The organism is Streptomyces sp. NPDC096046, assembly GCF_040303285.1.
Classification (GTDB): domain Bacteria; phylum Actinomycetota; class Actinomycetes; order Streptomycetales; family Streptomycetaceae; genus Streptomyces.
Genome location: NZ_JBEOSZ010000015.1, coordinates 23,788 through 50,535, shown reverse-complemented (window position 1 = coordinate 50,535; position 26,748 = coordinate 23,788). Strand labels below are relative to the sequence as shown.

Annotated in this window: 25 protein-coding genes and 2 pseudogenes; 14 read left to right on the top strand and 13 right to left on the bottom strand. The window is 71.4% G+C overall.

Features of this window, described 5'->3' with window-relative positions; translation table 11 throughout:
- Window positions 1-73: 73 nt before the first annotated feature.
- Together ABTX62_RS15805 and ABTX62_RS15800 are read right to left on the bottom strand one after the other, a co-directional pair.
- A complete protein-coding gene (locus ABTX62_RS15805; RefSeq protein WP_352116700.1) occupies window positions 74-508 on the bottom strand; it encodes a hypothetical protein in 435 nt (144 codons plus the stop codon).
- Window positions 505-1,194 (bottom strand): ATP-binding protein, encoded by a 690-nt coding sequence (locus ABTX62_RS15800; protein WP_502997959.1) that lies wholly within the window; start codon window positions 1,192-1,194, stop codon window positions 505-507. The genes ABTX62_RS15805 and ABTX62_RS15800 overlap by 4 nt, the downstream gene beginning before the upstream one ends.
- A 216-nt stretch (window positions 1,195-1,410) precedes the next feature.
- On the opposite strand from ABTX62_RS15800, the gene ABTX62_RS15795 reads away from it, so the two are divergent.
- The 3 genes from ABTX62_RS15795 to ABTX62_RS15785 all read left to right on the top strand — a co-directional run bounded on the left by ABTX62_RS15795 (window position 1,411) and on the right by ABTX62_RS15785 (window position 3,457).
- Window positions 1,411-2,271 carry a Sco1979 family transcriptional regulator gene (locus tag ABTX62_RS15795; protein WP_352116698.1) on the top strand — a complete coding sequence of 287 codons (861 nt, stop codon included), beginning with the start codon at window positions 1,411-1,413 and terminating at the stop codon, window positions 2,269-2,271.
- Complete coding sequence (locus ABTX62_RS15790; RefSeq protein WP_283969783.1) at window positions 2,272-2,526, top strand: DUF397 domain-containing protein; 255 nt, start codon at window positions 2,272-2,274, stop codon at window positions 2,524-2,526. It abuts the gene before it with no gap.
- 118 nt (window positions 2,527-2,644) lie between these two features.
- Window positions 2,645-3,457: an SAM-dependent methyltransferase gene (locus ABTX62_RS15785; RefSeq protein WP_352116697.1), complete on the top strand. Its 813-nt coding sequence runs from the start codon at window positions 2,645-2,647 to the stop codon at window positions 3,455-3,457.
- A 187-nt stretch (window positions 3,458-3,644) separates the two neighbouring features.
- On the opposite strand, the gene pdxR is transcribed toward ABTX62_RS15785, so the two are convergent.
- Complete coding sequence (pdxR, locus tag ABTX62_RS15780; protein WP_352116696.1) at window positions 3,645-5,057, bottom strand: MocR-like pyridoxine biosynthesis transcription factor PdxR; 1,413 nt, start codon at window positions 5,055-5,057, stop codon at window positions 3,645-3,647.
- Window positions 5,058-5,104: 47 nt separating this feature from the next.
- Here pdxR and ABTX62_RS15775 point away from each other — a divergent pair, with 47 nt between their 5' ends.
- Window positions 5,105-5,590 carry a carboxymuconolactone decarboxylase family protein gene (locus ABTX62_RS15775; protein WP_352116695.1) on the top strand — a complete coding sequence of 162 codons (486 nt, stop codon included), beginning with the start codon at window positions 5,105-5,107 and terminating at the stop codon, window positions 5,588-5,590.
- A gap of 121 nt (window positions 5,591-5,711) precedes the next feature.
- On the opposite strand, the gene ABTX62_RS15770 is transcribed toward ABTX62_RS15775, so the two are convergent.
- The 3 genes from ABTX62_RS15770 to ABTX62_RS15760 all read right to left on the bottom strand — a co-directional run bounded on the left by ABTX62_RS15770 (window position 5,712) and on the right by ABTX62_RS15760 (window position 8,797).
- Complete coding sequence (locus ABTX62_RS15770; RefSeq protein WP_352116694.1) at window positions 5,712-7,202, bottom strand: glutamate synthase subunit beta; 1,491 nt, start codon at window positions 7,200-7,202, stop codon at window positions 5,712-5,714.
- 132 nt (window positions 7,203-7,334) lie between these two features.
- Window positions 7,335-7,814, bottom strand: coding sequence for an anthrone oxygenase family protein (locus ABTX62_RS15765; RefSeq protein ID WP_352116693.1), 480 nt, complete (start codon window positions 7,812-7,814; stop codon window positions 7,335-7,337).
- A 284-nt stretch (window positions 7,815-8,098) separates the two neighbouring features.
- Window positions 8,099-8,797: a DUF2293 domain-containing protein gene (locus ABTX62_RS15760; RefSeq protein WP_352116692.1), complete on the bottom strand. Its 699-nt coding sequence runs from the start codon at window positions 8,795-8,797 to the stop codon at window positions 8,099-8,101.
- Window positions 8,798-8,929: 132 nt separating this feature from the next.
- On the opposite strand from ABTX62_RS15760, the gene ABTX62_RS15755 reads away from it, so the two are divergent.
- Window positions 8,930-9,589: a nucleoside/nucleotide kinase family protein gene (locus ABTX62_RS15755; RefSeq protein WP_352116691.1), complete on the top strand. Its 660-nt coding sequence runs from the start codon at window positions 8,930-8,932 to the stop codon at window positions 9,587-9,589.
- A gap of 244 nt (window positions 9,590-9,833) precedes the next feature.
- The gene (locus tag ABTX62_RS15750; protein ID WP_352116690.1) at window positions 9,834-10,262 is read left to right on the top strand and encodes a CBS domain-containing protein; all 429 of its coding nucleotides are present in this window, start codon (window positions 9,834-9,836) and stop codon (window positions 10,260-10,262) included.
- A 58-nt stretch (window positions 10,263-10,320) separates the two neighbouring features.
- On the opposite strand, the gene ABTX62_RS15745 is transcribed toward ABTX62_RS15750, so the two are convergent.
- Window positions 10,321-11,448, bottom strand: coding sequence for a magnesium and cobalt transport protein CorA (locus ABTX62_RS15745; protein ID WP_352116689.1), 1,128 nt, complete (start codon window positions 11,446-11,448; stop codon window positions 10,321-10,323).
- Between the two features lie 292 nt (window positions 11,449-11,740).
- Between ABTX62_RS15745 and ABTX62_RS15740 the strand changes: the two genes are divergently transcribed.
- Complete coding sequence (locus ABTX62_RS15740; protein WP_352116688.1) at window positions 11,741-12,532, top strand: methyltransferase; 792 nt, start codon at window positions 11,741-11,743, stop codon at window positions 12,530-12,532.
- Between the two features lie 84 nt (window positions 12,533-12,616).
- Here the strand turns inward: ABTX62_RS15740 and ABTX62_RS15735 are convergent, their stop codons facing one another.
- Together ABTX62_RS15735 and ABTX62_RS15730 are read right to left on the bottom strand one after the other, a co-directional pair.
- Window positions 12,617-13,582, bottom strand: coding sequence for a carbohydrate kinase family protein (locus tag ABTX62_RS15735; RefSeq protein ID WP_352116687.1), 966 nt, complete (start codon window positions 13,580-13,582; stop codon window positions 12,617-12,619).
- Window positions 13,579-14,487, bottom strand: a complete 909-nt coding sequence (locus ABTX62_RS15730) for a pseudouridine-5'-phosphate glycosidase (RefSeq protein ID WP_352116686.1) — start codon at window positions 14,485-14,487, stop codon at window positions 13,579-13,581. Before ABTX62_RS15730 ends, ABTX62_RS15735 begins: the two co-directional genes overlap by 4 nt.
- A 105-nt stretch (window positions 14,488-14,592) precedes the next feature.
- On the opposite strand from ABTX62_RS15730, the gene ABTX62_RS15725 reads away from it, so the two are divergent.
- Window positions 14,593-15,021, top strand: a complete 429-nt coding sequence (locus ABTX62_RS15725) for a VOC family protein (RefSeq protein WP_352116685.1) — start codon at window positions 14,593-14,595, stop codon at window positions 15,019-15,021.
- A 13-nt stretch (window positions 15,022-15,034) separates the two neighbouring features.
- On the opposite strand, the gene ABTX62_RS15720 is transcribed toward ABTX62_RS15725, so the two are convergent.
- Both ABTX62_RS15720 and ABTX62_RS15715 read right to left on the bottom strand, forming a co-directional pair.
- On the bottom strand, window positions 15,035-15,589 hold the full coding sequence (locus tag ABTX62_RS15720) for a methylated-DNA--[protein]-cysteine S-methyltransferase (protein ID WP_352116684.1): 555 nt from the start codon (window positions 15,587-15,589) through the stop codon (window positions 15,035-15,037).
- Window positions 15,590-15,639: 50 nt separating this feature from the next.
- Entirely contained in the window at window positions 15,640-16,512 is an 873-nt protein-coding gene (locus ABTX62_RS15715; protein WP_352116683.1) for a glycerophosphodiester phosphodiesterase, read from the bottom strand.
- A gap of 286 nt (window positions 16,513-16,798) precedes the next feature.
- Between ABTX62_RS15715 and ABTX62_RS15710 the strand changes: the two genes are divergently transcribed.
- From ABTX62_RS15710 to ABTX62_RS15685, 6 genes and pseudogenes are all read left to right on the top strand, one after another.
- Window positions 16,799-17,665, top strand: a complete 867-nt coding sequence (locus tag ABTX62_RS15710) for an MHYT domain-containing protein (RefSeq protein ID WP_352116682.1) — start codon at window positions 16,799-16,801, stop codon at window positions 17,663-17,665.
- Window positions 17,666-17,705: 40 nt separating this feature from the next.
- Complete coding sequence (gene uvrB / locus ABTX62_RS15705) at window positions 17,706-19,832, top strand: excinuclease ABC subunit UvrB (protein WP_352116681.1); 2,127 nt, start codon at window positions 17,706-17,708, stop codon at window positions 19,830-19,832.
- A gap of 139 nt (window positions 19,833-19,971) precedes the next feature.
- Window positions 19,972-20,550 carry a TerD family protein gene (locus ABTX62_RS15700; RefSeq protein WP_283969801.1) on the top strand — a complete coding sequence of 193 codons (579 nt, stop codon included), beginning with the start codon at window positions 19,972-19,974 and terminating at the stop codon, window positions 20,548-20,550.
- 76 nt (window positions 20,551-20,626) lie between these two features.
- Window positions 20,627-22,645: a TerD family protein gene (locus ABTX62_RS15695; protein ID WP_352116680.1), complete on the top strand. Its 2,019-nt coding sequence runs from the start codon at window positions 20,627-20,629 to the stop codon at window positions 22,643-22,645.
- A gap of 222 nt (window positions 22,646-22,867) precedes the next feature.
- Complete coding sequence (locus tag ABTX62_RS15690; protein ID WP_352116679.1) at window positions 22,868-23,869, top strand: TerC family protein; 1,002 nt, start codon at window positions 22,868-22,870, stop codon at window positions 23,867-23,869.
- A gap of 117 nt (window positions 23,870-23,986) precedes the next feature.
- A pseudogene (locus ABTX62_RS15685) lies at window positions 23,987-24,141 on the top strand (ionic transporter y4hA); the annotation flags it as partial.
- Window positions 24,142-24,257: 116 nt separating this feature from the next.
- Here ABTX62_RS15685 and ABTX62_RS15680 read toward each other — a convergent pair.
- Complete coding sequence (locus tag ABTX62_RS15680; RefSeq protein WP_352116678.1) at window positions 24,258-25,532, bottom strand: MFS transporter; 1,275 nt, start codon at window positions 25,530-25,532, stop codon at window positions 24,258-24,260.
- 94 nt (window positions 25,533-25,626) lie between these two features.
- A pseudogene (locus tag ABTX62_RS15675) lies at window positions 25,627-26,711 on the bottom strand (S66 family peptidase).
- Window positions 26,712-26,748: the final 37 nt, after the last annotated feature.

Below are 26,748 nucleotides of genomic sequence, written 5' to 3'. Positions count from 1 at the left end.
CGACCCGCCCGGGGAGGCGGAGGGGCGGCGCGGAGGTGCGGGGTGGTGCGGCGCAGCGGTCTGCCGGTCCCGGCTACGCGCTGACCGGGCGGGACCAGGACGGCGCCGTCCCCGTGGCACGGCACAGCGCAAGGTAGAGGGGGATGGGCGGGGTGTACGGAAGCGTGCCGTCGGGGCGGTGGATCAGGTCGGGGATCTCCAGCAGGTCCGGGACGACCGCGCCGGTGGTGTAGCGCGCCGGGGAGGGCCATTCAAGGGCGTGGTCGGAGTCGGACGGCACCAGCCACCACCAGTGCGTCTCGTCGGCGTAGACGCAGCCCACGCGGGGCAGCCGGGGCATCACCAGCGGGCCGACGTGGGCGGGGATCGCGACCGCGTCGCAGCCGAGCGGGTCGGTCATGCCGTCGGGCACGGGCAGGCGCAGGGCCGGGCCGGGCGGGCGCAGTCCGCGCCCGACGCGGACCAGGGTGTCCAGGTTCAGCACGCGGCCCGCGTGCGCGGGGCTCATGTGCGTCCCAGGTCTCGGTGGCGCCCCTGCGGGGGGACCTCTGGGGCGTCCCGCAGGTGGCGTGTCTGGTGGGTGCCGTCGCCGTCGCCCGGGTCGTCGGACGGGGCCCGCTTCGGGCGGGTGCCCCAGCCCAGGTCGCCGCGGGGGCCGGCCGGATCGGGCGGGGCGTCGGCCGTGCGCGGCAGCTCGGCCCAGACCAGCAGCCCGGGGCCGTCCTCGTGGGCACCCCAGGCATGGCAGAGGGCGTCGACGAGGAGCAGTCCCCTCCCGTGCTCCTCCTCGGGCCGGGTCCGGCTGGCGGCGTGGGGCTGGCCGGGGGCGCAGCCCTCGTCCCGCACGGCTATCCGCACCAGGTCGTCGCCGTCGTGCAGCTCGCACACTATGTGGGTGCTCGCCGTGTGCACGATGGCGTTGGTGACCAGCTCGGAGACCACCAAGGCCGCGCTGTCGCACGTGTCCTCGCACACCGACCAGCCGGTGAGCCGGGCCTGCGTCAGGCGTCTGGCCTGGGCGGGAGAACCCGGATGTGCGGCCAGCTCGAAACGGAACCTGCGCTCGGCAGCGACCCCGAGGGGGGCCTCTCCCGTGGCGGCGCCAAGCCCGAGAGGGCTTGCGGCGGCATCTGTTCCTAAGGGCGCGGACGGAATCACGTCTGCCACTATCGCCCCGGCGCGAACACTTGGCAAGTGTCACTCTGAAAATTGCAGAGTGCTGTGTGACGGTCTGGAAGGCCGTGGCACACTGCTCGCAACAGCACCACGCGCGGCGCCAATTGAGACCATCGAAGATTCGTTCGAGATGCCTGTTCGGATCGGCTCTTCGAAAGGGTTTTCGAATGGCGCCGCCGGGCTGTCAGCGTTCTTTTGTGGCCGGCTCGTCAGAACTCTTCGTGGAGGTGGAGCGTGAGTGAACCGCGGTCCGCGCCGACGGTCGGTCAGGTCGTACTCGGCCGACGCCTGTTGGACCTGAGGGAACGCGCCGGGATGAACCGCGAGGAGGCCGCGCGCATCCTGCGCGTCGCTCCCGCCACCGTCCGCCGTATGGAGATGGCCGAGGTCGCGCTCAAAATCCCGTACCTGCAACTGCTCCTCAAGGCATACGGAATCTCCGGCGCGGAGGCCGAAGCCTTCGTCCGGCTGGCCGAGGACGCCAACACGCCCGGCTGGTGGCAGCGTTTCCACGACATCCTGCCCGGCTGGTTCTCGATGTACGTCAGCCTGGAGGGCGCCGCCGGCGTCATCCGCAGCTACGAGCCTCATTTCGTCCCCGGACTGCTCCAAACCGAGGACTACGCGCGCGCGGTGCTCCGCTCCGGCGCCATCGGCCAGACCAGCCCCGAGGACATCGAGGGCCACGTCGCCCTGCGGATGCGGCGCCAGGACCTGCTCACCCGCGAGGACGCGCCCCGGCTGTGGGTCGTGATGGAAGAGACCGCGCTGCGGCGCCCGACCGGTGGTCCGGAGGTGATGCGTGCCCAGATCGACAAACTGCTCGACGCCACGAAACTGCCCAACGTGACGCTGCAGGTCGCCCCGTTCGCCAATGGACCGCACCCGGGCACCTACGGGCCGTTCGTGCTGTTCCGATTCACCGTGCCCGAACTGCCGGACATGGTCTACAGCGAGTACCTGACCGGCGCTGTCTATCTCGACGCGCGCAGCGAGGTGGCGACCCACCTCGAGGTCATGGACCGCATGGCGGCGCAGGCCGCTACGGCACATCGCACGAAGGAGATCCTCCGGGACCTCCGCAAGGAGCTGTGAATGGATCGCATCAAGCCGCGCAAACACGTCTACAACGGCATGCCCGCGCGTGACTTGGGCAGCGAAGGCTGGCACAAGCCGTGGAGCGGCGGAAACGGAGGGAACTGCCTGGAGGCGATGAAACTCGCCGACGGCCGGATCGCCCTCCGCCAGTCCACCGACCCGGACGGTCCCGCGCTGATCTACACCACGGACGAGATGACGGCCTTCATCGAGGGAGCGAAGGCGGGGGCGGCGGACTTCCTGCTGTCCTAGTGTGATGGCCGTTGCCGTCGCTCGACTTCCTCACCTTCCTCACTTCCTCACGTTCCTTGCGTTGTCACTGAATCGCCGGTGCCGGATTGACCACCCTCTGCGCCTTACGGAGTGCCACATGACCGGGCAGCACCCCACGTCGGCCGTCCACATCGACACGACCAGACCCCATCCCGCGCGGATGTACGACTGGTACCTCGGCGGCAAGGACAACTATCCGGTCGACGAGGAGATGGGCCGGCAGATGCTCACCCTCGACCCGAGGGTGCCGGTGATGGCACGGGTCAACCGCGCGTTCATGCACCGCACCACGCGCTGGCTGGCCCAGAGCGGTGTCCGGCAGTTCCTGGACATCGGCACCGGCATACCGACCGCACCCAACCTCCACCAGATCGCCCAGGAGACCGCCCCCGAGGCCAGGGTCGTGTACTGCGACAACGACCCCATCGTGCTGGCCCACGCGGCGGCCCTGCTGCGCGGAACGGACGAGGGCGTGACCGAGTACCTCCAGGCCGACGTGCGCGACCCGGACGCCATCCTGGAGGGCGCGAGGAAGGTCCTGGACCTCACCCGGCCCGTCGCCCTGTCGCTCGTCGCGCTGCTGCACTTCGTCTCCGACGAGGACGGCGCCCACGACCTGGTCCGCCGGCTGGTCGCCGAACTGCCCTCCGGCAGCTACCTGGTGATGACCCACGCGACCGCCGACTTCACCCCGGAGGAGTCGAAGGCGGCCACCGAGAAGCTGCGGGCCGCCGGGGTCACCCTGGCCCTGCGCTCCCGCGAGGAGTTCACCCGCTTCTTCGACGGCCTCGACCTCGTCGAACCCGGCGTCGAGGTCCCTCACCGCTGGCACCCCGAGCTCGGCGAGCCAGTGCCCGGGCAGGGCGACGGGGTGATCCCGGGGTACGGGGCGGTGGCACGCAAGGCCTGAGCACCTCGGGGTTGGGCGGGGCGCGGGCCGCTGGTTTCCCGGGCCCCGGGTTCCGCTTCGGGCCGGTCGTGGAGGCGGCGGCGCGGGCCGCTGGTTCCCGGGCTCTCGGGTTCCGCTTCGAGCCGGTCATGGAAGCGGGAGGGCGGGCCTGTGGTTACCCCGGGCCCCCTGTTCCGCTTCGGGCCGGTCATGGAGGTGGCAGCGCACCGCACAGTGCCTCCAGGGCCGGCCCGTAGGCGTGCTCGGAGGGGGTGGCGTACCCCACGACGAGACCGTCGCCCGCCGGCATGTCCGTCTCCGGGTGCCGGAACGCGGCGAGGCCGTCGAGGGCGATGCCCTGCCACGCGGCGGCCTTGACCGCGGACACCTCGGTGCCGGGCGGCAGCCGCAGCACCGCGTGCAGCCCGGCCGCGATGCCGGTGACCTCGATGTGCGGCGCGTGTTCGGCGAGCGCCGCGACCAGCCGGTCCCGGCGGCTGCGGTACCGCAGCCGCATCCGGCGTACATGCCGGTCGTACGACCCCGAGGCGATGAAGTCCGCCAGACTCAACTGGTCGAGGACGCTCGCCCACGCCTCGCGCTCCCCCTTGGCGGCCACGACGGCGCCCGTATACCGCTCCGGCAGCACCATCCAGCCCAGTCGCACCGCCGGCGAGAGGCTCTTGCTGACCGAGCCGATGTGAATCACCCGCTCGGGGTCGAGCCCCTGGACGGCACCCACCGGCTTGCGGTCGTAGCGGAACTCCCCGTCGTAGTCGTCCTCCAGGACCAGTCCGTCATGCGCGCAGGCCCAGTCGATCACGGCGGCCCGGCGCGCCGGATGCAGCGGGCCGCCGGTCGGGAACTGGTGCGCCGGCGTGAGCAGCGCCGCCCGCTCCCGCCCCAACCGGTCGACGCGCGCGCCGTGTTCGTCGAGGGGGAGCGGCACGGTGCGCACGCCGGTGGCGGCCAGGACCTCCCGGTGGAACCCGAGCCCGTACGCCTCCACCGCCAGCGGCCCGCGCAGAACACCGCCTCCGAACAACAGCCGCAACGCGTGCGCGAAGCCGGAGCAGATCACGATCCGGCCCGGCTCGGTCCGCACCCCACGCGCGCGTGCCAAATACTCCGCGAGTGCCTGGCGCAGTTCCGGCCGGCCGGCGGGGTCACCCGGACCGAACACCTCGTTGGGTGCCTGCTGGAGGGCCCGCCGGTAGGAGGCCAGCCAGGCGGTGCGCGGGAATGCCGAGGCGTCCGGTGTGCCCTGGGCGAGGTCGTGCCGGGGACCACGTGCGCGTGGCGGTGCCTTCTTGGGCACGCGCGCGGCGGGCGGCAGCGGCTCCGCCCGCTCCGCGACCCGGGTCCCCGAGCCCTGCCGTGCGGTGAGCCAGCCCTCCGCGACGAGCTCCGCGTACGCGTCCGCCACCGTGTTGCGGGCGACGCCGAGGTCTGCCGCGAGCGAGCGGTACGGGGGCAACCGCGTGCCCGGAGCGAGCCGCCCGCTGCGCACGGCCTCCCGCAGGGCCCGGGTCAGCGCCGCCCGCCGGCCGCCCGGCCCGGTCAGCTCCAGATGCAGGTCGGACCCGATCCGCTGCGCGGAATTGACCCACGATGATGCCATGAAAATGCACTCTACAGCGGGTCTTTCCTGCTCGTAGATTCGAGGGCATGACGACGAACACGAGCACGCACCGCACCCGTCCGGCCCCGAAGCGGCTGGACTTCGGCACGTCCGCCCCGAAGGCCTTCCGGGCCCTCATCGCCTTCGACGCCGCCGCCCGTGAGGGCCTCGACCCGGCCCTCGTCGAGCTGATCCAGATCCGCTCCTCGCATCTCAACCACTGCGCGTACTGCCTGCACATGCACACCAACGACGCCCGCAAGGCAGGTGAGAGCGAGGACCGCCTCCACATGGTCGCCGTGTGGCGCGAGGCCCGCCCCTTCTTCACCGAGCGGGAGCAGGCGGCCCTCGCCCTCACGGACGCGATGACCCTCGTCTCCGACGCCGGAGTCCCGGACGACGTCTACGCGCAGGCCGCCGCACACTTCGACGACCGCGAACTGGCCCAGGTGCTCGCCCTGATCTGCACGATCAACACGTGGAACCGGGTGGCGCTGTCGACAGGGAAGGTGGCGGGGACGGACGAGCGGTGATCGTCGTCCCGCGGGTGGGCGGTGGCCGTTCGTTCGGGGTGGGCGGTGATCGCTCGTTCGGGCGGGCGGTGGTCGTCTTTCGGGCGGGCAGGTGGGCGGCGTGGTCGAGCGGGCCGGCGGTCTACACCGCCCTGGGCCGGTCGTACGGCCCGATCGGTGCCGGCAACCGCGAACTGCCCGTCAGATGACGGTCGACGGCTGCCGCCACCGCCCGCCCCTCGGCGATCGCCCACACGATCAGCGACTGCCCCCGGGCCGCGTCCCCCGCGGCGAACACCCCGGGCACGTTCGTGGCGAAAGCGGCGTCCCGCGCGATCGTCCCGCGGGGCTCCATCTCCAGCCCCAGCTGATCGACGAGCCCGTCCTCCCGGTCCGGCCCGGAGAAACCGAGGGCGAGCAGCACGAGGTCGGCGGGGAGTGTGCGCCCGGTGCCTCCCACGGGGCGGCGCCGCGCGTCCACCTCGACCAGGTGCAGCGACCGCACCCGCCCCTGCGCGTCACCGTCGAAGCGCAGCGTGGAGGCCGCGAACAGGCGTGCGTCCGCGTCCGCCACCGGGGCGGTGCGCAGGTCTCGGGCCTCTTCGTGGGCGGCGGACAGTCGATAGACCCGCATCGGGTAGGTCGGCCACGGCTCGGTGTCCTCGTCGCGCACCGTGTCCGGCAGTGCGTAGATGTCCAACTGGGTCACGGACGCGGCACCCTCCCGGACGGCCGTCCCCAGACAGTCCGCCCCGGTGTCGCCGCCACCGACGATGACGACGTGCTGTGCGGCGGCCGACAGCGGCGACGTCTCCAGATCGCCCTCGCACACCCGGTTGGCCAACGGCAGGTACTCCATCGCCTGGTGAATGCCCGTCAGCTCGCGTCCCGGCACCGGGAGCTCACGCCAGGCGGTCGCCCCGGTGGCGAGCACCACGGCGTCGTAGCGGGAGCGCAGCTCGTCGGCCCCGACGTCCGGGCCGACCGCCGTCGACGTCCGGAACTTCGTCCCCTCGGCCCGCATCTGCTCCAGCCGCCGCTCCAGATGGTGCTTCTCCATCTTGAACGCCGGGATGCCGTACCGCATCAGCCCGCCGAGCCGGTCGTCCCTCTCGTACACGGCGACCGTGTGTCCGGCCCGGGTCAGCTGCTGGGCCGCGGCCAGCCCGGTCGGTCCCGAACCGATCACCGCGACCGTCCTGCCGGACAGCCGCTCCGGCGGCCTCGGCGGCGCGAAGCCCTCCTCCCAGACACGGTCGGCGATAGCGCACTCCACGTTCTTGATGGTGACGGCCGGCTGGTTGATCGCCAGCACACAGCCCGCCTCGCACGGAGCGGGGCACAACCGGCCGGTGAACTCCGGGAAGTTGTTGGTGGCGTGCAGCCGGTCGGCGGCCCCCCGCCAGTCCTCCCGGGACACCAGGTCGTTCCATTCCGGGATCAGATTGCCCAGCGGGCAGGCGTCGTGACAGAAGGGAATGCCGCAGTCCATGCACCGGTCGGCCTGCTTGCTGATGATCGGCAGCAGCGCCCCGGGGACATGAACCTCGTCCCAGTCGCGCGCCCGTTCCTCGACCGGCCTGCGCGGCCAGTCCTGGCGGGGCGTGGTCATGAAACCCTTGGGATCGGCCATGGCCGTCTTCCTTGCGTGCGCGTGAGACAGGCCGTGCGTCGTGGGGCGGCACTGGTCCCACTCTGGCGGCACTCCTTCTCGCCACGATACGTCCGCCTCCCGGCCGATGCCTGTCGCCCCCGGGCGCGGGTGTCAGGTGAGCGCCAGCACGTACGCCAGTGCCGCTCCGGCCGAGGCCGCCGTGCGGACGTGGTTCCACAGCGTCCACTCGCGCACATACACCGGCCAGTACGCCGCCGCCTCCGGTGTGCCCGGCTCCAGACCGGCCAGCGCGTCGTTGCGCGGCACGTTCGCGACCATGGTCGGCCCGAACGTGCCGAACAGGTACAGCGCGCTGCCCACCAGCAGCTCCACCGTCCCCTCCTCCGGCCACAGCACGAACGTCACCACCGCGATCACCGCACACAGCACGGCCGAACCCAGGAACACGATCATGAACGGAGGCTTCACCGCCGCCACGTTGATCGCGTTCATCGCGGCGACCCCCTGCGCGGGCGGCAGCATGCCGAGGCCGCGCATGACGAAGGTCGAGAACCCACAGAACACCCCGGCCACCAGGCCGGTCCCGAGCACACCCAGCACCGTGAGCACGAAGTACGGTCCGTCGATCATCTCTCTCCCGCCCGTCGCGCCGGAACACCGTCCGGCACCCCTTCCTCGACCCCAGTGAATTCCCGAACAGGCGCGGTGACCATGGCCGAGCGGCGCGACGCCATAAGCGAACGTCCACGGCCCGCCGAAACGCCCGCGTCGACGTCATGACGGCCGACGGCACCATGGGACCACGTCAGGCCGTCATGACGGCCGACGGCACCACGGCATGACGAAACCACGGCCGACGGCCGACGTGCACGACGGCCGACGACATGACGGCTCAGAGCCCCGGCGCTCTTGTGTCACCCCGCGGAACCGAGCCGTGCCTCCGTCCATCCCCTCATTACCGTCGCCACCGCCGCCGCGATCCGCCGCCGGGCCTCGTGTCTCGGCACCCCGCTCATCAGCAGCCGGTCGTACGGCGTGTCCAGATGCCGTACGGACGCCACGACCGCCGAGGTCACCGCGGACTCCGTCAGTGCACGCCCCGCCGCGCTGCGGCCGACCCGCCCGCTGCCCCGCTCCGAGGCGTGCAGGGCGATGGCCCGTGCCCGATCGGCCGGACACCCGGGAAACAGCAGCAGGATCTCGGTCGCGAACGCCTCGGCGAACAGGGCGTCCTGAGCCGCTCGCCGCCGCGCGTCCCGCACCCGGCGCCGTCGTCTCGCCTCGGCGTCCGCCAGACACCGCTGCTCCGCCCTGGCCAGTGCCGCGTCCTCGACCAGCACGCCCTGCCGCTCGTACCGGCCCTTTCGCCGGTTGAACCGCACGACCACCGCCGACAGCGTGCTCTCCTCCCGCGATCTGCGGGTGAGCGCGGTGTCACCGCTGGGCAGGAACACCAGATGCCCGAGGTCGGCACAGTCGAGACAGCGCGGGGCGCCGTCCTCGAGGACGAGCAGCGGCAACGGCCCCCGCCGGCACTCGGCGCAGTAGCGCCGCTTGAGGGGCTGGAAGGCGAGAAGTCCGGTGAAGGGCTGGAGCGTCGCGCGGGGGACCATAGAGGGTTCATTCCCGCTGACGGAGGCGTGAACTGCGCAGCCCGCCACAGATCCTGGCGATCCGGGCACCGTCCCCGCGCGGCGCCTCAGGGCCGGACGCTTCCCGCGGTGGGCTGACGCATCATGGGTCATGTGCGACTCGAAGCGATCACCTGGGAACGGCTCGGCGACCTGCTCGCCGAGCGTCTCCTCGATCTGAAGCCCGCCGACGGCTCTCCCTGGCTTCGCATCGCTCTCGACGGCGCCCCGGCAGCCGGCCCGGGAGACCTCGCCGACCGGATCTCCGAGGCGCTGCGCGTCCGCGGCCGTTCCTCGCTCGTGGTGGGCACGGAGGGCTTCCTGCGGCCCGCCTCGGTACGGCTGGAGTACGGCCATCAGGACGTCGAGGCCTACTACAGCGGCTGGTACGACACCGGCGCCCTGTGGCGTGAGGTGTTCGGTCCGCTCGAAGCCGGCGGCGACGGGCGCGTCCTGCCCGACCTGTGGGACCCCGCCGCCGACCGAGCCACCCGCAGTCCCTACGCCGAACTCCCGCCCGGCGGTGTGCTGTTGCTGCACGGACCCTTCCTCCTCCGGCACTGGTTCCCCTTCGATCTGAGCGTCCATGTCCTCCTCTCACCGGGCGCCCTGCGCCGTCGCACACCCGGGACCGAGCACTGGACCCTCCCGGCGTTCGAGCGCTACGAGCAGGAGACCGACCCGGTGGCCACGGCCGATGTCCTGGTGCGGGCCGATGACCCCCGCCACCCCGCCTGGAGCGGTCGGAGCGGCCGGAGTGGTCGGAGCGGCTGAGCCAGGAGCCGGGGTGCCGGCGCCCGGGTGCGGTGGCGGCGGACGAGGTGGCGCCGGGGCCCGATATCCGGCGGAGGCGGCAGAGGTCGGCACCGGGCGGCGGCGCTGAGGCGGCAGGGCCAGGAACCGGGCCGTGGGGCCGGGCTCCGTGTGCGGGCGCCCGGTGGCCCGGCGAGAATGAAGGGCGCCGGGACTCGCGGCGCGTCCGGCGCCGCGCCGGCCGTCCGGCACCGGGAGGTACTCCATGACCACCGCCGGAGACATCATGCACCGCGGCGCCCAGTGGATCCCCGCGCACGAAACCCTCGACCGCGCCGCCCAGCTCATGCGCGAGCTGAACGTCGGCGCCCTGCCCATCAGCGACGAGAACGAGCGGCTCTGCGGCATCCTCACCGACCGCGACATCGTCGTCGGCTGCGTCGCCATGGGTCACGACCCCGCCAGGGTCACCGCGGGCGACATGGCGAAGGGCACGCCCCGCTGGATCGCCGCGGACGCCGATGTCGGCGACGTGCTCCGCGAGATGCGGGAGCACCAGATCCGCCGACTGCCGGTGATCCAGGACAAGCGCCTGGTCGGCATGATCAGCGAAGCCGACCTGGTCCGGCACCTCGCGCAGGACCAGATCGCCTCGTGGGCGGAGGGTGTCTACGCCACGACCGCGTCGCACTGACCCCGACGTTCACCCCCCGGGGGGTTCAGGCAGGCCCTCCGGGGGTCACGGGGCCGGTTCAGAGCCAGCCGCTGCGCCGGAACCCCCGGTACAGGGCGAGACACGCGGCGGATATCACGCCGATGACCATGCCGTAGCCGTACCGCCACTGCAGCTCCGGCATGTGTTCGAAGTTCATGCCGTACACGCCGCACACCATCGTCGGCACGGCGATGATCGCGGCCCATGCCGTGATCTTCCGCATGTCCTCGTTCTGCGCGACCGTGACCTGCGCGAGGTGCGCCTGGAGAATGGAGTTGAGCAGTTCGTCGAAGGCCGCGATCTGCTCCTTCGCCCGCAGCAGATGGTCCGAGACGTCGCGGAAGTACGCCTGTATCTCCGGGTCCACCACGCGGATCGGCCGGGTGGCGAGATCCTCCAGCGGCCTGCTGAGTGGCACCACCGCCCGCTTCAGTTCCAGCAGTTCGCGCTTGAGCTGGTAGATGCGCCCGGGGTCGGCCCGCGCGCCGGCCTCCGAGAACACGTCCGTCTCGACGTGGTCGATGTCCGCGTGCACCGAGTCCGTGACCGTCAGGTAGTCGTCGACCACGTGGTCCGCGATCGCGTGCAGCACCGCCGACGGGCCCTTGGCGAGCTGACCCGGGTCGGACTCCAGCTCCTCGCGCAGCGGTCCCAGCGAACCGTGCCGGCCGTGTCGCACCGTGACCACGAAGTCCGCGCCGACGAACACCATGATCTCGCCGGTGTTCACCACCTCGCTGGTGGCCGTGAGTTCCTCGTGCTCGACGTAGCAGACCGTCTTGAACACCGCGAAGAGTGTCTCGCCGTAGCGTTCCAGCTTGGGGCGCTGGTGGGCCTCGATCGCGTCCTCGACGGCCAGCGGGTGCAGGTCGAAGAGCTCGGCGATGCCCGCGAACTCGCTGTCCGTGGGCTCGTGCAGACCGAGCCAGACGAAGCCGTCCCGGCTCCTGCGCACCCGCTCCACGGCGTCCACCAGGTCACCGCGCGCGTCGGTGCGCACGCCGTCTTGGTACGTCACGCAGTTCACCACAGAGGAGCCCAGCGGAGACCGGGCCGGGTGACTCAGGTCGACACGCGGACGCCGTCGGGCCAGCCGGGCCACTCTGCGCAGGCCGCCGACCCCGCCGAGGCTCGTCACCTTCCGCAGATTCCCTGCCATGGACATCCGGATCTCCTCGCGTGGAACATCTCGCGCCGTTCCTGCGCCTTGGCGCGTCAGTCTGCCAGGCCTGTGTGAGCTGCGGGTGAGCCTGTGGATACGACCCATTCCGCTTGGTTCCCGGCTGTGGACGAACGACGAGCCGACGCCGTGGTCCTGACGCATCGACGCATGCTCGCGCCGAACGGTTCTGGTGTGCCGCGCCGAACGGTTCCGGCGTGCGGCGGCGTCCGACGCGGTACTACGCGCCGGAGCGTCGACGATTACGGATAAGTCAGACAACTGGGATGATCGAGGCATGACGCGAACCGATGGGCATCTCCTCGACAACCGGCAGACCCAGGCGGCCGAGCACTTCAGCGCCTTCGCCGCCCTCTTCGACCCCACGACGTTCCGGCACCTCGAAGAGCTCGGCGTCGGATCCGGCTGGCGGTGCTGGGAGGTCGGCGCCGACACCACCGTGGTGTCCTGGCTGGCCAAGAAGGTCGGTCCGACCGGACGTGTCGTCGCGACCGACACCGACACCTCACGGCTCGCCTCCGCCGCCCGGCCACCCGTCGAGGTGCGGGCCCACGAGCTCGGCTCGCCGGAACCCCCGGGGGAGGGCTTCGACCTCGTGCACGCCCGCCTCGCTCTCGTCCATGTGACCGACCGGCAACAGGCGCTGCGCTCCATGGTCATGTCCCTGCGCCCCGGCGGACGCCTCCTGGTCGAGGACGCCGACCCCGCTTTGCAACCCCTGCTCTGCCCCGACGAGTACGGCCCCGAGCAGCAGCTCGCGAACCGGCTGCGGCAGGGTTTCCGCACACTGCTCGCCGACCGCAGGACCGACCTCCCCTGCGGCCGCACGCTGCCGCGACTGCTCCGGGAGGCCGGACTGACCCGGGTCCAGGCCGACGCCTACTTTCCCCTCACGTCGCCGGCCTGCGCAGCCCTGGAGTCCGTCACGATCCGCCAGGTCCGCGACCAGCTCGTCGGCGCGGGCCTCGCCACGGACCAGGACATCGACCGGCATCTCGGGAACGTCACGTCGGGTGCGCTCGATCTGACGACGGCCCCGATGATCTCGGCGTGGGGGCGCAAGCGGTAGGCGGCGGTGCCGAGGGGGCGTGCCGCGCGGTGGGAACGGGGCGAGGCACGAAGGGGGCGGGGCCCGCAGGCCCGGCCAGGTTCGTCAGCTCGGCAGGGGCGGTCTGCCGCCCACCTTCTCCACCGCTCGCGCACCCACCCGGCAGCCCTCCGCCGCGGCGTCCTCCGGCCCGGCACCCGCGAGCAGGGCGGCGAGGAACGCGCCGGTGAAGGCGTCACCGGCACCGGTCGTGTCCCGTGCTGTCGCCGGCGCGGCCGGAACACGAGCGCACACTTTGCCGGCGCGAGCCACGACGGCCCCCTCATGACCCTGCTTGACGACGACCAGCGGCACGCGCAGGCTCAGCTCGGCCGCCGCCTCGGCCGCGTCCGCCGGCCCCGCCAGCAGGCGCGCCTCGTCCCGGCTGGGCAGCAGGACGTCCACTCCGTCGACGAGCGCCAGGAACCGCTCCGCCCCCAGCTCCGCGAGGAAGCCGGCCGATGCCGGGTCCAGGCTCACCGGTACGCCACGCGCGCGTGCGGCTTCCAGGGCCACGGTCACCAGGGCCCTGCTCGGCTCGGAGAACAGGAGGTAGCCCGACAGGTGCAGCCGGGCCACTCCGTCGAGCAGCGCGTCCGACCAGTCGGCGGGTTCGAGCCGCAACGACGCGCCGCTGTCCGTGAGGAACGTCCGCTCCGCCGAAGCGCCCCCGTCGACCATGCAGACCACCGTGCCGGTCGGCACCAGCGGGTCCACGACAAGCCGCGGACGCACGCCCTGGGCGACGAGCTCCCGCTCGTGCCAGCCGGCCGCCTCCGCTCCCACACGCCCGAGCAGCCGCACGTCCGGCGCTCCCCGGTGAGCCGCCCAGCAGGCGACGTTCGCCCCCGCCCCGCCCGCCACCGTCCGGATCGAGGCAGGCGTGTCCGTACCGGCCGCGAGGGGCCCTCGGTAGCGCGCGACGACATCGGTGATGACATCCCCGACGACCAGCAGCCCACGCCCCGCCGCCGAGCCCGCGACCCCGGAGCCCGGTTCCACTCCCGGCCCCGCGCCGCCGGCCCTCGTCATCCCCGGGTCCAGGCCGCCGCGATCCGTGCCGCCAGGCGTACGTTGCCGCGCACCGCCGCGAGGTTGGCGCTCAGGGAGGCGCCGTCCGTGTGCCGCACCAGATGATCGAGCAGGAACGGCGTGACCGCCTGGCCGGTGATCCCCTCCTCCGCACACGCCCGCAGCGCGTCCGCCAGCACGCGTGCGTGCAGGTCCGGATCGAGCTGCTCCTCCTCGGGGACGGGGTTGGCGACGATCAGCGCCGACCGCGGCCCGTCGAGCGTGTCCTGCGCCCGCATCACGCCCGCCACCTCCTCCGGCGTCCCCAGCGTCCAGTCCACGGCGTGCCCCGAGTCGGAGAGGTAGAAGCCGGGGAACCGGCCGGTGCCGTAACCGGCCACGGCGACACCCAGCGTCTCCAGCCGCTGCAGGGTCGCCGGCACGTCCAGGATCGACTTCACCCCGGCACACACCACCGTGATGCGCGTGCGCGCCAGCAGCCCCAGATCGGCCGACTCGTCCTGCGTCACCGTCCATTCCCGGTGCACCCCGCCGAGTCCACCCGTCGCGAAGACCCGTACACCCGCCCGCGCCGCGAGCAGCGCGGTCGCCGACACCGTGGTCGCCCCGCTCGCCCCGGACGCCACCGCGAGCGACAGGTCACGGTGGCCCAGTTTGCGGATCCCGTCCTCGTTCGCGACCCGTTCCAGCTGCTCCTTGTCCAGGCCGACGTGCGGCCGCCCGTCCAGTACCGCGATCGTGGCGGGCACCGCCCCCTCCTGCCGTACGGCCGTCTCCAGCTCCAGAGCCACCTGGAGGTTGCTCGGGCGCGGCAGCCCGTGGGCGATGATCGTGGACTCCAGGGCCACGACGGGCCGGCGCGCGTCGATCGCCTCCCGCACTTCTTCGGACACCACCAGCACCACGCGCCCGCCTCCTGCCCTCGGTCAGTCGTCTTTCCTCATCTCTGGCGGGCGGCGCGCCGGGCCAAACCCTTGCGGGCCGCCGGAGTCGTCACGAGCCTGGGGTGCATGACGGACCACACGCCACGTCTCGACCACGTCGTCCTCTGGGTGCGCGACCCGCTCGCCGCCGCCGACTTCTACACGAAGGCCGTCGGCCTGGAGGCGGTCAGAGTCGCGGAGTTCGCCGCGGGCGAGGCACCTTTCCCGTCCGTGCGCGTCAACGACGAGACCCTCCTGGACCTCATGCCGCTGACCTACGCCGAGCGCATGACGATGCTGCCCGGCTCGGCCGACAGCGCGGGGCACCCGGTGAACCACGTCTGCCTGTCGCTGTCCCGCGGCGGCTTCGACGCCCTCCTCGGCCGCCTGGAAGAACGCTCCGTACCGATGTCGGACCTCTCCCATGACGCCTTCGGAGCCCGCGGCGCGGCCACCCGCAGCTTCTACTTCCGCGACCCGGACGGCAACGTCTTCGAGGCCCGGCACTACGACTGACCGGGCCCGGGTGTCAGAAGAGCGGCTCGGGAAGGACACCCTCCAGGGCGAGCAGCCGCCGCTTCGTCTCCAGGCCGCCCCCGAAGCCGCCGATGCCGCCGCCGCTCTCGACCACCCGGTGACAAGGCACCACCACGGGCAGCGGATTGGCGCCCATCGCCATGCCCACGGCCTGGGCCGCGCCCGGCTGACCGACCCGCGCGGCCAGATCGCCGTATCCGACGACCGTGCCGTACGGCACGCCCGAGGTCAGTTCGCGCAGGACCTCCCGGTTGAAGCCGGAGATCAGCGACCAGTCCAGCGGCAGGTCGAAGTCGCGTCGCGCCCCCGCGAAGTAGGCCTCGACCTGACGTATCGCCTCGGCGAGCAGGGGGGAGCCGGGTGCCTCGACGGGCTCGGTGCCCAGCCGCGACGCCAGTCGCTCGACGGCCCGCTCCCGCACCGCGTCCGTGGCGTGGAACACGACGTTGACCAGGCCGTCCCGGCTCGCGGCCAGCAGCAGCGGCCCGATCCCGCTCTGCACGACCGCCCACACGACCCGCGGCTCGTCCTGCCCTTCGCTGTCCATGCGCCCACCGTAGGACCCGCCACCGACAACGCGCCCGACGGAACACCGGATCAGCCGCCCACGGCCTTCCGCACCACATCCGGCCTGTTGGTGATGATCCCGTCGACGCCGAACGCGGCGACCCGCCGGGCCGTCCTCGCGTCGTCGACCGTCCAGGCGAAGACCTCCATCGGCCTGCCGTGCGGCCCGTCGAACGCCTGCACCGAGGAGACGTATGCGGGGGAGAGCGAGCTGTACGAGGGGTTGATCTGGTCGACGAACTCCGCGCAGGCGAGCAGGTCCGACACCGGTGGCGTCCCGAGCAGGCCCGTCTTCACTCCCGGCTTCAGCTCGTGCACCGTCCGCACGCTGTCCGCGCTGAAGCTCTGCACGATCAGCCGGCCCGCCCGATGCGACCGGTCCAGCCAGCCCTCGTTGCTGAGGACCTTCAGCGTCTGCCGCTCGATGCCCGGGTACAGCTCCGGGTTCTTGATCTCCAGCAGAAGCTTCTGGTGATGACGCTCCAGGCGGTGCACGAACTGCTCCAGGGTCGGCACGCGCGCGCCCGCGTAGGCGGGTGAGAACCAGCTGCCCGCGTCCAGCCGGGCGATCTCGGCGGCGGTGAAGTCCTTCACCTTCCAGGGGGCCCGGTCGGGGAAGACCTCCTCGGCGTCGGTGGTGCGCCGCAGGTTGTCGTCGTGGATGACGACCAGTTCCCCGTCCCTGGTCCGCTGCACGTCGTTCTCCACCCAGCGGATGCCCAGCTCCGCCGCTCTGTCCACGGACGCCAGGGTGTTCTCGGGCGCGTAGGCGGAAGCACCCCGGTGCGCGATGACCACCGGGGACGGGCCGCCACCCGCGGCCCGCGCGGCGGAGCCGGGGAACAGGAGAGCGGCGGTCCCCAGGAGCGCGGTGGTCGAGGCGGCGACAGCGCGCGCATGCATGCGTACTCCTCGCGACGAGTGATCGGTGACATCACGGACAGCACAACTGTGACAGCAGAGGGTCAACGCGAGAGGGGTACAGGATGGCCACACGTTGAACGGTGTCGGCCCAACTCCGCTCACTGGTACCGCACAACTGCGGCAAGGCCGTGTTTCTTTGCCGGAAAGTCGTTCGACCATTCCGGTGGGGGTCATACTCTCTGCGTCAACCCTGACCGCTCGTGCGGTCCTGGGAGGGGGCGCACATCAGGAATTCCGGGACGTACGAGGGCGGGAAGGCAGCCGCATGCAGGGCACGGTCGACGGATTCAGCTATGGCCTGGTCACACCCCTGGTGGCCTATTTCATGGCCTGTCTGGGCGGCGCACTGGGCCTGCGATGCACCACGAGATCCATGCTCGTCGCCCAGTCCTGGCGCCCCGGCTGGCTCGCCCTCGGCTCCGCCGCCATCGGCTCCGGCATATGGACCATGCACTTCGTCGCGATGATGGGGTTCACGATCCGAGGGACCCCGATCCACTACGACAAGGCGATGACCTTCGCCAGTCTCGCCGTCGCGGTCATCATGGTGGGCATCGGCATCTTCATCGTCGGCTACCGGGGAGCCCGCGGTACGGCCCTGTTCACCGGTGGCACCATCACCGGCCTGGGCATTGCGTCGATGCACTACCTCGGCATGGCCAGCATGAGCCTGGACGGGAGGCTGCAGTACAACACCGTCACGGTCGCCGTCTCCGTCGTGATCGCCATGTGTGCCGCCACCGCCGCCCTGTGGGCCGCCGGCCAGGTCAGGGGCTTCCTCTGGAGCGTGGGCGCCAGCCTCGTCATGGGACTCGCCGTCAGCGGCATGCACTACACCGGCATGGCCGCCCTCACCGTCCACCTGCACGGCACGGCCGAACCCGCCACGGGCGAGTCGCCCGCGAACCTGCTCGCCCCCATGCTGGTCGGCCCGCTCGCCTTCCTGCTCCTGGCCGGCGTCGTCGTCATGTTGGACCCGCTCATGGTCATGGGGAAGCCCACCGTCGTCCCCGTCGAGCGCAAGCCCGGCATCCCCGCCCACACCCACGTCCAGCACTCCGCCCACCGCCTGCGGCTCCGCCCCCGCCGCACCGTGGAGCACCGAGAGTCCCGCACCCCGCAGAACCGCTGATCAGAGCCCATTGTCAGTGCGGAGTCGTACGGTGGATGCCATGCGGCCCGTTTCAAAGATCGAACGCACGGTGGCGCCCTTCGAGGTCGTCAGCCCCTACCAGCCGAACGGCGACCAGCCGACGGCCATCGCCGAACTCGCCCGGCGCATCGAGGCCGGTGAGAAGGACGTCGTGCTGCTCGGCGCGACCGGCACCGGCAAGTCCGCCACCACCGCGTGGATGATCGAAAAACTCCAGCGCCCCACGCTCGTGATGGCGCCGAACAAGACCCTGGCCGCCCAGCTGGCGAACGAGTTCCGCGAGCTGCTCCCGAACAACGCCGTCGAGTACTTCGTCTCGTACTACGACTACTACCAGCCCGAGGCGTACGTCCCGCAGTCGGACACCTACATCGAGAAGGACTCCTCGATCAACGAGGAGGTCGAGCGCCTGCGCCACTCCGCGACCAACTCGCTGCTCACCCGCCGCGACGTCGTCGTGGTCGCCTCGGTCTCCTGCATCTACGGCCTGGGCACCCCGCAGGAGTACGTGGACCGGATGGTCCCCCTCCGCGTCGGCGAGGAGATCGACCGCGACCAGCTGCTGCGCCGCTTCGTGGACATCCAGTACACGCGCAACGACATGGCCTTCACCCGCGGCACCTTCCGCGTCCGCGGCGACACCATCGAGATCTTCCCGGTCTACGAGGAGCTGGCCGTCCGCATCGAGATGTTCGGCGACGAGATCGAGGCGCTGTCCACCCTGCACCCGCTCACCGGCGAGATCATCAGCGACGACGAGCATCTCTACGTCTTCCCGGCCTCCCACTACGTCGCAGGACCAGAGCGCCTGGAGCGGGCCGTCAACGACATCGAGAAGGAACTGGGCGAGCGCCTGACGGAACTGGAGAAGCAGGGCAAGCTGCTGGAGGCCCAGCGCCTGCGCATGCGGACCACGTACGACATCGAGATGCTGCGCCAGATCGGCAGCTGCTCCGGCGTCGAGAACTACTCGATGCACTTCGACGGCCGCTCGCCAGGCTCCCCGCCCAACACCCTGCTGGACTACTTCCCGGACGACTTCCTGCTCGTCATCGACGAGTCGCACGTCACCGTCCCGCAGATCGGTGCCATGTACGAGGGCGACGCCTCCCGCAAGCGCACCCTCGTCGACCATGGTTTCCGGCTGCCCTCCGCCCTGGACAACCGCCCCCTGAAGTGGGAGGAGTTCCAGGAGCGCACCGGCCAGACGGTCTACCTGTCGGCCACTCCGGGCACCTACGAGATGTCCCGCTCGGACGGCTTCGTCGAGCAGATCATCCGCCCCACCGGCCTCGTCGACCCGGAGGTCGTCGTCAAGCCCACCGAGGGCCAGATCGACGACCTGGTGCACGAGATCCGGCAGCGCACCGAGAAGGACGAGCGCGTCCTGGTCACCACGCTCACCAAGAAGATGGCCGAGGACCTCACGGACTACTTCCTCGAACTGGGCATCCAGGTCCGCTATCTGCACAGCGACGTCGACACCCTGCGCCGTGTCGAACTGCTGCGTGAACTGCGCGCGGGCGAGTACGACGTGCTGGTCGGCATCAACCTCCTGCGCGAGGGACTCGACCTGCCCGAGGTGTCCCTCGTGGCGATCCTGGACGCCGACAAGGAGGGCTTCCTGCGCTCCGGCACCTCCCTGATCCAGACCATCGGCCGCGCCGCGCGCAACGTCTCCGGCCAGGTCCACATGTACGCCGACAAGATCACCCCGGCGATGGAGAAGGCCATCGACGAGACCAACCGGCGCCGCGAGAAGCAGATCGCGTACAACACGGAACGGGGCATCGACCCCCAGCCGCTGCGCAAGAAGATCAACGACATCGTCGCCCAGATCGCCCGCGAGGACATCGACACCGAGCAGCTGCTCGGCTCGGGCTACCGCAAGGCGAAGAAGGACGGCGGAGGCACCAAGGCTCCCGTGCCCTCCCTCGGCAAGGCGGCCCAGGGCAAGGGCAAGGCCGAGGAGACGGTGCCGACCGACCGCCCCGCGGCCGAACTGGCCGGGCAGATCGAGGAGCTGACCGCGCGGATGCGGGCCGCCGCGGCGGAGCTGCAGTTCGAGATCGCGGCCCGGCTGCGCGACGAGGTCTCCGAGATGAAGAAGGAACTGCGCCAGATGAAGGAGGCCGGCCTGGCCTGACAGCGTGCCGCATACGCGCAGTGTTGCAAGACCGACACAAATGGCGGACCGGGGTACGTCACTGTCAGTGCCCCTGCGTAGGGTTCTGGTCAACCGCGAGCACGCGGCAACAGGGGACGTTCGAGAGGGGAATCAGCGCGTGACCGTCAACATGACCAAGGGTCAGGCCATCAGTCTGCAGAAGAACGACGGTGGCAGCCTGACTGCGGTTCGCATGGGTCTCGGCTGGCAGGCGGCTCCTCGGCGCGGCCTGTTCGGCTCGCGCACACGGGAGGTCGACCTCGACGCCTCCGCCGTCCTGTTCGCGGACAAGCAGCCGGTCGACGTCGTCTTCTTCCGTCACCTGGTGAGCGACGACGGCTCGGTGCGTCACACCGGCGACAACCTCGTCGGCGGTGTCGGCCAGGGCGGCGACGACGAGGCGATCCTCGTCGACCTCGCACGGGTCCCGGTCCACATCGACCAGATCGTCTTCACCGTGAACTCCTTCACGGGCCAGACCTTCCAGGAGGTGCAGAACGCGTTCTGCCGCCTCGTCGACGAGACCAACGGCCAGGAACTCGCCCGCTACACGCTCGCGGGCGGCGGCCAGTACACGGCTCAGATCATGGCCAAGGTCCACCGCTCGGGCCCCGGCTGGAACATGACGGCCCTCGGCAACCCCGCCAACGGCCGTACCTTCCAGGACCTGATGCCGGCGATTCTGCCGGTGCTCTGACGCACCCCGGGCCCGGGACCGGCGGGCCCGGCGGGCAGCACACGACACCACACAACGACACAGGGGGACGTGGGCGATGACGGCCGAGCTGGTGCGAGGGCAGAACCATCCGCTCTCCCAGGCCCGTCTCGAGATCCGGATCTCGGCCGGTACGCCGATCGTGGCCGTGGCCGCGCTCGGTGACGAGAACGGCCGGATCCACGGCGTGGAGTGGGTGGCCCACCCGGGCGCACCCACCCAGCCGGGTCTCGAGGTCTCCCGGCAGGCCGCCGCCGACCACCGCCTCGCGGTGGACCTGAACGCCGTGGCGGAGACCGTCCACCGTGTCAGTGTGCTGCTCGCCCTGCCCGTCGGCGGGACGGGCCCGGTCCGTTTCGGCGCGGTGGCGGCCCCCTTCGTCGCCGTCACCGGCCTCGACGGGGGAGAGGTCGCCAGCTACACCGTCACCGGCCTGGAGACCGAGTCGGCCGTCGTCGCCCTGGAGCTCTACCGCCGGCAGGGCGCCTGGAAGGTGCGCGCCGTCGGCCAGGGCTACGCCGGCGGCCTCGCCGAACTCCTCACCGATCAAGGGCTGCCACAGGCCCACCGGCTGACCGGCAGCATCAACGACGCGGTGGCCCGGGGAGTGGCCCGTTCGGTGCAGGCACCCCCGCCCCGCACGGCCGACGGCGACCGCTCGCGGCAGGCGGCGGCCCCAGCCCTCGGCCCGGACCAGGGCGGTACGGCACCTCAGCGCGGTCCTGCGCCCCCCACGTCCCCGTACGGCGACCAGACGCCCGGCGGCCCGGGGCAGCCCACCCCACAGCAGCCGTCGTACCCCGGCGGCGTATCCGACTCCAACGCCGTCACCCAGCCGTCCGCGGCCACGGCCGGCGGCCCGATCGACTACAGCCACCCGCGCCGCCAGAACGCCGCTCCGCCCCCGCCTCCCCCGACAGCCCTCCCGGCCGCACCCGGACAGCCCGCCCGGCCCGTCGCGGGCGACGCGACCGGCTGGTCCATGGAGGAGCGGCTCTACAACCAGGTGTGGGGCATGTTCGAGGACCTGGCCCGTACCACCGCCGCCTACCGCAGCGCCGTCGACTTCGCCGAGTCCCGCATGGACAAGGAGCTGGAGCAGGTCCTCTCCGACCCGCGCAGCCGGATCGGTGGACAGGGTGACGCCGCCCGCGAGGCGGCCCGGGCCCGGCACGCCCAGCTCGTCGACCAGGCCCGCGAGGGCCTCGACCGGGACCTCGCCCAGCTCGCGGCCGAGGCCGACGTCGTCGAACCGGCCCTTCCGGCGGCGTACGCCCGCTGGGACAACCCCGTCTGGCACGCCTACCGGGTGCCGGTGGAGATACCCATGGCCCTGCGCCTGGGCGATCTGCGTCTCCCCGAGGCGGAGCGGATCCGCATCCCGATGCTGGTCCGGCTGCCGCTGGAGCGCGGCCTGTGGATCGACAGCGGAGCGGCCGGTTCGTCCGACGGTCCGTTCACCGACTCCCACGCCATGAGCCGTCTCGCCATGGAGACGGCGGTCGCGCACGCGGCCAGGCTGCTGGCCGTCTATCCGGCCGGTGAGTTCACCGTCCATGTCATCGACCCGGCCGGCTCGGGAGGGCAGCCGCTGGCGCCCCTGGTGCAGACCGGCGTGCTCGCGGCCCCGCCCGCGCGCGGGGCCGCCGGGGTGGCCGAGGTGCTGGGTCGGCTCACCCAGCGGGTCGACCTGGTGCAGATGGCGGTCCGGGGCGGCGCCGCCGACTCCCTCCCGGCCGGCTTCGACACCTCCCAGCAGCTCCTGATCGTCAACGACTTCCCGCACGGCTTCGACGACCGGGCGGTGAACCAGCTGCGTTACCTCGCCGACGAGGGCCCTGCCTTCGGCGTCCACCTGATGATGGTCGCCGACCGGGAGGAGTCCTCCGGGTACGGTCCCCTGCTCGATCCGCTGTGGCGTTCGCTGCTACGACTGACACCGGTGGCCGACGACCACCTCGCCGACCCGTGGGTCGGCCATGCCTGGACGTACGAGCCGACTCTGGTGCCGCCCGGCAGCCAAGTCCTCCAGCAGGTGCTCGCCCAGGTCGCCGCCGCTCGTGCCAAGTTCACGTAAAGGGCAGTGACCAGGGGATTTGGCCTTTCTTTTGCCAAGTGCTTTACCTGTTCTTGGTGATTGGGTACTGTTGGTGGCACGGAGGGGAGTACTCCCTGTCTGCTGCGGCGTACCCGTCAATACGGATCAGGCCAGATCCCGGGGCGTCGGCCCATCCTTGGGTGGAAGAGACCTCCGGCAGCGACGACGCTGACACTTGCCGTTACGACTGCCGGAGGCGCAGTGGATGTTTCCGCGACCCTATGGGTCCTGACGATCGTGGGCCTTGCCGCCCTCATCGCCGTCGACTTCTTCATCGGCCGCAAGCCGCACGACGTGTCGATCAAGGAAGCCGGGATCTGGACGGTCGTCTGGATCGTGCTGGCCGCCCTCTTCGGGTTCGGTCTGCTCCTGTTCGCCGGCGGTCAGCCCGCCGGTGAGTTCTTCGCCGGCTTCATCACCGAGAAGTCGCTCAGCGTCGACAACCTCTTCGTCTTCGTCCTGATCATGGCGAAGTTCGCGGTGCCGTCGCAGTACCAGCAGCGGGTGCTGCTGATCGGTGTCCTCATCGCCCTGGTCCTCAGGGCGATCTTCATCGCCGCCGGTGCGGCGATCCTCGCCAGCTTCTCCTGGGTCTTCTACCTCTTCGGCGCCTTCCTCATCTGGACCGCCTGGAAGCTCATCCAGGAGGCCCGGGCCGACGAGCAGGACGAGGACTGGGAGGAGAACAAGCTGCTCAAGGCCGCCGAGCGCCGCTTCGGTGTGGCCGACCGCTACCACGGCACCAAGTTGTGGATCCAGGAGAACGGCAAGCGGGTCATGACCCCGATGCTGGTCGTGATGCTGGCCATCGGCACCACCGATGTGCTCTTCGCGCTCGACTCCATCCCCGCGATCTTCGGCCTGACCCAGGACCCCTACATCGTCTTCACGGCCAACGCGTTCGCCTTGATGGGTCTGCGCCAGCTGTACTTCCTCATCGGGGGCCTGCTGAGGAAGCTGGTCCACCTCAGCTACGGCCTGTCGATCATCCTCGGCTTCATCGGCGTGAAGCTGGTGCTGCACGCACTGCACGAGTCGGGCGTCCACGTCCCCGAGATCAGCATTCCGGTCTCTCTCGGCGTGATCTGCGGCGTCCTGATCGTCACCACGATCACCAGCCTGCGCGCTTCCAAGAAGCAGGCGGCGGCCGAGGCGGCGCAGGACGAGAGCGGAGAAGCTCCGAAGGACACCATCGACGTCTGACCGCGCGTCGGACGCAGGAACGACCAACACCGGGACCGGTGGTCGGCGCTGTGCCGACATCGGTCCCGGTGCTTGCTTTGTCACCTGAGCGCGTCCCCCGGCCCGGGGGCGCCATGAATCGTCCTCGGCCTCGGCGCCACGCACACGGTGCTGCCCGCCCTGACGTGGTGGTGGCCTCGCTGGCCGTGGTGCCGGGCAGGGCCACACCGCTCCAGGGCGGCTTCCACCTGGTGCTGTCCGCGGCGTGCCTGGAACTCGCGATCAACCCGTAGGCGGTCACCCGCATCGGCGCGCGTACACGCTCACGCCGGCCTGTACGCACTCCGTCGCGCGAGCGGCACGGTCACCGGGCGTCGCCGCGGCGGGTGCACCCGCCGCACCCCCGGTCTCATCCGGCGGCGGTCCCCGCGACCGCCCCGGCCGGCATGGGACGTGTCTCCGGCAGCAACGCGAAACATCCGAGGCTGAACAGCGCGATCGCCGTCAGATAGGCGGCCACGCCCCACGGCACCCGTCCGCCCTGCTCGGCCAGGGCCGTCGCCACGATCGGTGTGAGCGCGCCTCCGAGGACCCCGCCGAGGTTGTAGCCCACGGCGGCGCCGGTGCAGCGCACCCGAGGTTCGTACAGCTCCGGAAGATATGCGGCGATCACGGCGAACATCGTGATGAACGCCAGCATCGCCCCGAGGAAGCCCAGGAACATCGGCAGCGGCGCCCCGGTGGCCAGCAACGCGACCATCGGGAACATCCACAGAGCGGCGGCCGCACAACCGGCCAGACACAGCGGCCGCCGGCCACAGCGGTCGCCGAGCAGCGCCATCAGCGGGGTGAGCGCGCCCTTCACCAGCACCGCGCCCATGATGCAGGTGAGCATGACGGAGCGGCTCACCCCGAGCCGCTCCGTCCCGTAGGCGAGGGACCAGGTCGTCACCGCGTAGAAGATGGCGTAGCCGATCGCGAGCCCTCCGCCGGTCAGCAGGAGAAGCCGCCAGTGGTCGCGGACGACCTCGGCCAAGGGCACGCGCGCGTGGTCGCCGATCGCGAGGAAGCTGGGGCTCTCGGTGAGCGACGAGCGCAGCCACAGTCCGGCCACGGCCAGCACCCCCGCCGCCCAGAACGGCACCCGCCACCCCCACGTGGCGAACTGCGCCTCGGTCAGCGTCGCGGACAGCCCGAGCACCACACCGTTGGCGAGAAGGAACCCCAGCGCGGGCCCGACCTGCGGGAAGCTCGACCACAGCACGCGTCGTTCGGCCGGCGCGTGCTCCACGGCCAGCAGGACCGCCCCGCCCCATTCCCCGCCGAGCCCCAGCCCCTGGAGGAAGCGCAGCACCAGGAGCAGCAGGGGAGCGGCCACGCCGATCGTGTCGTACGTCGGCACGCAGCCGACCGCGACGGTGGAGGCCCCGGTCAGCAACAGAGAGGCGAGGAGCACCGGCCGCCGCCCGCGCCGGTCCCCGATGTGCCCGAACAGCACCGATCCGAGCGGCCGGGCCACGAAGCCGACACCGAAGGTGGCGAAGGCGGCCAGCGTCCCGGCCACCGGGGAGAAGGTCGGGAAGAACAACGGCCCCAGGATCAGAGCCGCCGCGGTGCCGTAGACGAAGAAGTCGTAGAACTCGATGGCGGTGCCGGCGAGGGAGGCGGCCGCGAGACGCGGCATGGAGGGGACCCTTACGGTGCGTACGTCGTGCATGCCGCGTCAACTACCCACCGTGACCGACGGTTACGGGGGCGCGTGGAGGGCTCGGGGGCCCTCAGTACGTGACCGTGATGCGCCGGGCGGGGCCGTCCACGCGCACGATTCCGCCGTACGGGATCACCAGTTGCGGATCGGTGTGCCCGAAGTCCACGTCGAAGACGATCGTGGTCCCGGGAGCGTAGGTCCGCATGGCGCGCAGGACGGCCTCGCGTTGGTCGGCCGCGTAACGGGCGCCCTCCTCAGGGGTGTTGGGCTGCTCGAAGGACCAGGTCTTCGGCCGGCCCATGAGCAGGCCCGAGAAGCGCCCCAGCAGCCCGCGCTCGCCCATGTTCCGCAGGGTGCAGAAGACCTCCGTGGCGCTCGGCATGCCCTCGGAGGTCTCCAGGAGCAGCACGTCGCCGTCGTACGCGGACAGGTCGCGTGCGATCTCCCGGTCGGCCATCAGGAGCCAGCCGAGAATCTCCAGGCAGCCGCCCCAACTGCGGCCCTCGATCACCCGGTCGGGGTTCACCCAGGTCCAGCCGGTCCCGGGCCGGGTCTCCGGCTCCGCGTCGAAGGTCGCCGGGTCGGCCCAGTCCCGATCGATGTCGCGCCACCGCTCGGCGGGCTTCAACTCGTACGGACCGGAGGTGAACAGGGCCGCCCGCAGGGACTCGGCGGTCTGCGGGTGCATGGCCCCGGGGCGGCCCAGCTCACACATATGGCCCCGGGGCGGCCCAGCTCACACATCACGCTTCCCCCGTGGAAGGCCACGATGCCGCAGGTGCGCAGGAACGCGAGCAGGTTCGTGTTGTCGCTCATCCCGAAGAACGGCTTCGGGTTCGCCCGGATCAACTCCCGGTCCAGATACGGCAGCACGGTGATCTGGTCGTCCCCGCCGATCGACGCGACGACCGCCTTGATGCCGGGGTCGGAGAAGGCGGCGTGGATGTCGTCGGCCCGTTCCCGGGGCGTGGAACCCATCACGCGGGTCGCCGGGTACTCGACGGGTTCCAGCCCGTATTCCTTGCGCAGCCGATCGAGGCCCAGCTCGTAGGGGAGCGGGAAGAGGCCCGGCAGGCCGGAGGAAGGGGAGATCACCGCGATGCGGTCGCCGGGCGACGGCTTGGGCGGACAAGTCGGGCTGGTCAGGCTCGTCATGCCGGGAGACTACGACCCGCCGGGCTGCGGCGCACTG

Coding starts and splice junctions, on each gene's coding strand:
- ABTX62_RS15805 (WP_352116700.1), bottom strand. CDS start 508: ATGAGCCCCGCGCACGCGGGCCGCGTGCTGAACCTGGACACCCTGGTC.
- ABTX62_RS15790 (WP_283969783.1), top strand. CDS start 2,272: ATGGATCGCATCAAGCCGCGCAAACACGTCTACAACGGCATGCCCGCG.
- ABTX62_RS15785 (WP_352116697.1), top strand. CDS start 2,645: ATGACCGGGCAGCACCCCACGTCGGCCGTCCACATCGACACGACCAGA.
- pdxR (WP_352116696.1), bottom strand. CDS start 5,057: ATGGCATCATCGTGGGTCAATTCCGCGCAGCGGATCGGGTCCGACCTG.
- ABTX62_RS15775 (WP_352116695.1), top strand. CDS start 5,105: ATGACGACGAACACGAGCACGCACCGCACCCGTCCGGCCCCGAAGCGG.
- ABTX62_RS15770 (WP_352116694.1), bottom strand. CDS start 7,202: ATGGCCGATCCCAAGGGTTTCATGACCACGCCCCGCCAGGACTGGCCG.
- ABTX62_RS15765 (WP_352116693.1), bottom strand. CDS start 7,814: ATGATCGACGGACCGTACTTCGTGCTCACGGTGCTGGGTGTGCTCGGG.
- ABTX62_RS15760 (WP_352116692.1), bottom strand. CDS start 8,797: ATGGTCCCCCGCGCGACGCTCCAGCCCTTCACCGGACTTCTCGCCTTC.
- ABTX62_RS15750 (WP_352116690.1), top strand. CDS start 9,834: ATGACCACCGCCGGAGACATCATGCACCGCGGCGCCCAGTGGATCCCC.
- ABTX62_RS15745 (WP_352116689.1), bottom strand. CDS start 11,448: ATGTCCATGGCAGGGAATCTGCGGAAGGTGACGAGCCTCGGCGGGGTC.
- ABTX62_RS15740 (WP_352116688.1), top strand. CDS start 11,741: ATGACGCGAACCGATGGGCATCTCCTCGACAACCGGCAGACCCAGGCG.
- ABTX62_RS15735 (WP_352116687.1), bottom strand. CDS start 13,582: ATGACGAGGGCCGGCGGCGCGGGGCCGGGAGTGGAACCGGGCTCCGGG.
- ABTX62_RS15725 (WP_352116685.1), top strand. CDS start 14,593: ATGACGGACCACACGCCACGTCTCGACCACGTCGTCCTCTGGGTGCGC.
- ABTX62_RS15720 (WP_352116684.1), bottom strand. CDS start 15,589: ATGGACAGCGAAGGGCAGGACGAGCCGCGGGTCGTGTGGGCGGTCGTG.
- ABTX62_RS15715 (WP_352116683.1), bottom strand. CDS start 16,512: ATGCATGCGCGCGCTGTCGCCGCCTCGACCACCGCGCTCCTGGGGACC.
- ABTX62_RS15710 (WP_352116682.1), top strand. CDS start 16,799: ATGCAGGGCACGGTCGACGGATTCAGCTATGGCCTGGTCACACCCCTG.
- uvrB (WP_352116681.1), top strand. CDS start 17,706: ATGCGGCCCGTTTCAAAGATCGAACGCACGGTGGCGCCCTTCGAGGTC.
- ABTX62_RS15695 (WP_352116680.1), top strand. CDS start 20,627: ATGACGGCCGAGCTGGTGCGAGGGCAGAACCATCCGCTCTCCCAGGCC.
- ABTX62_RS15680 (WP_352116678.1), bottom strand. CDS start 25,532: ATGCCGCGTCTCGCGGCCGCCTCCCTCGCCGGCACCGCCATCGAGTTC.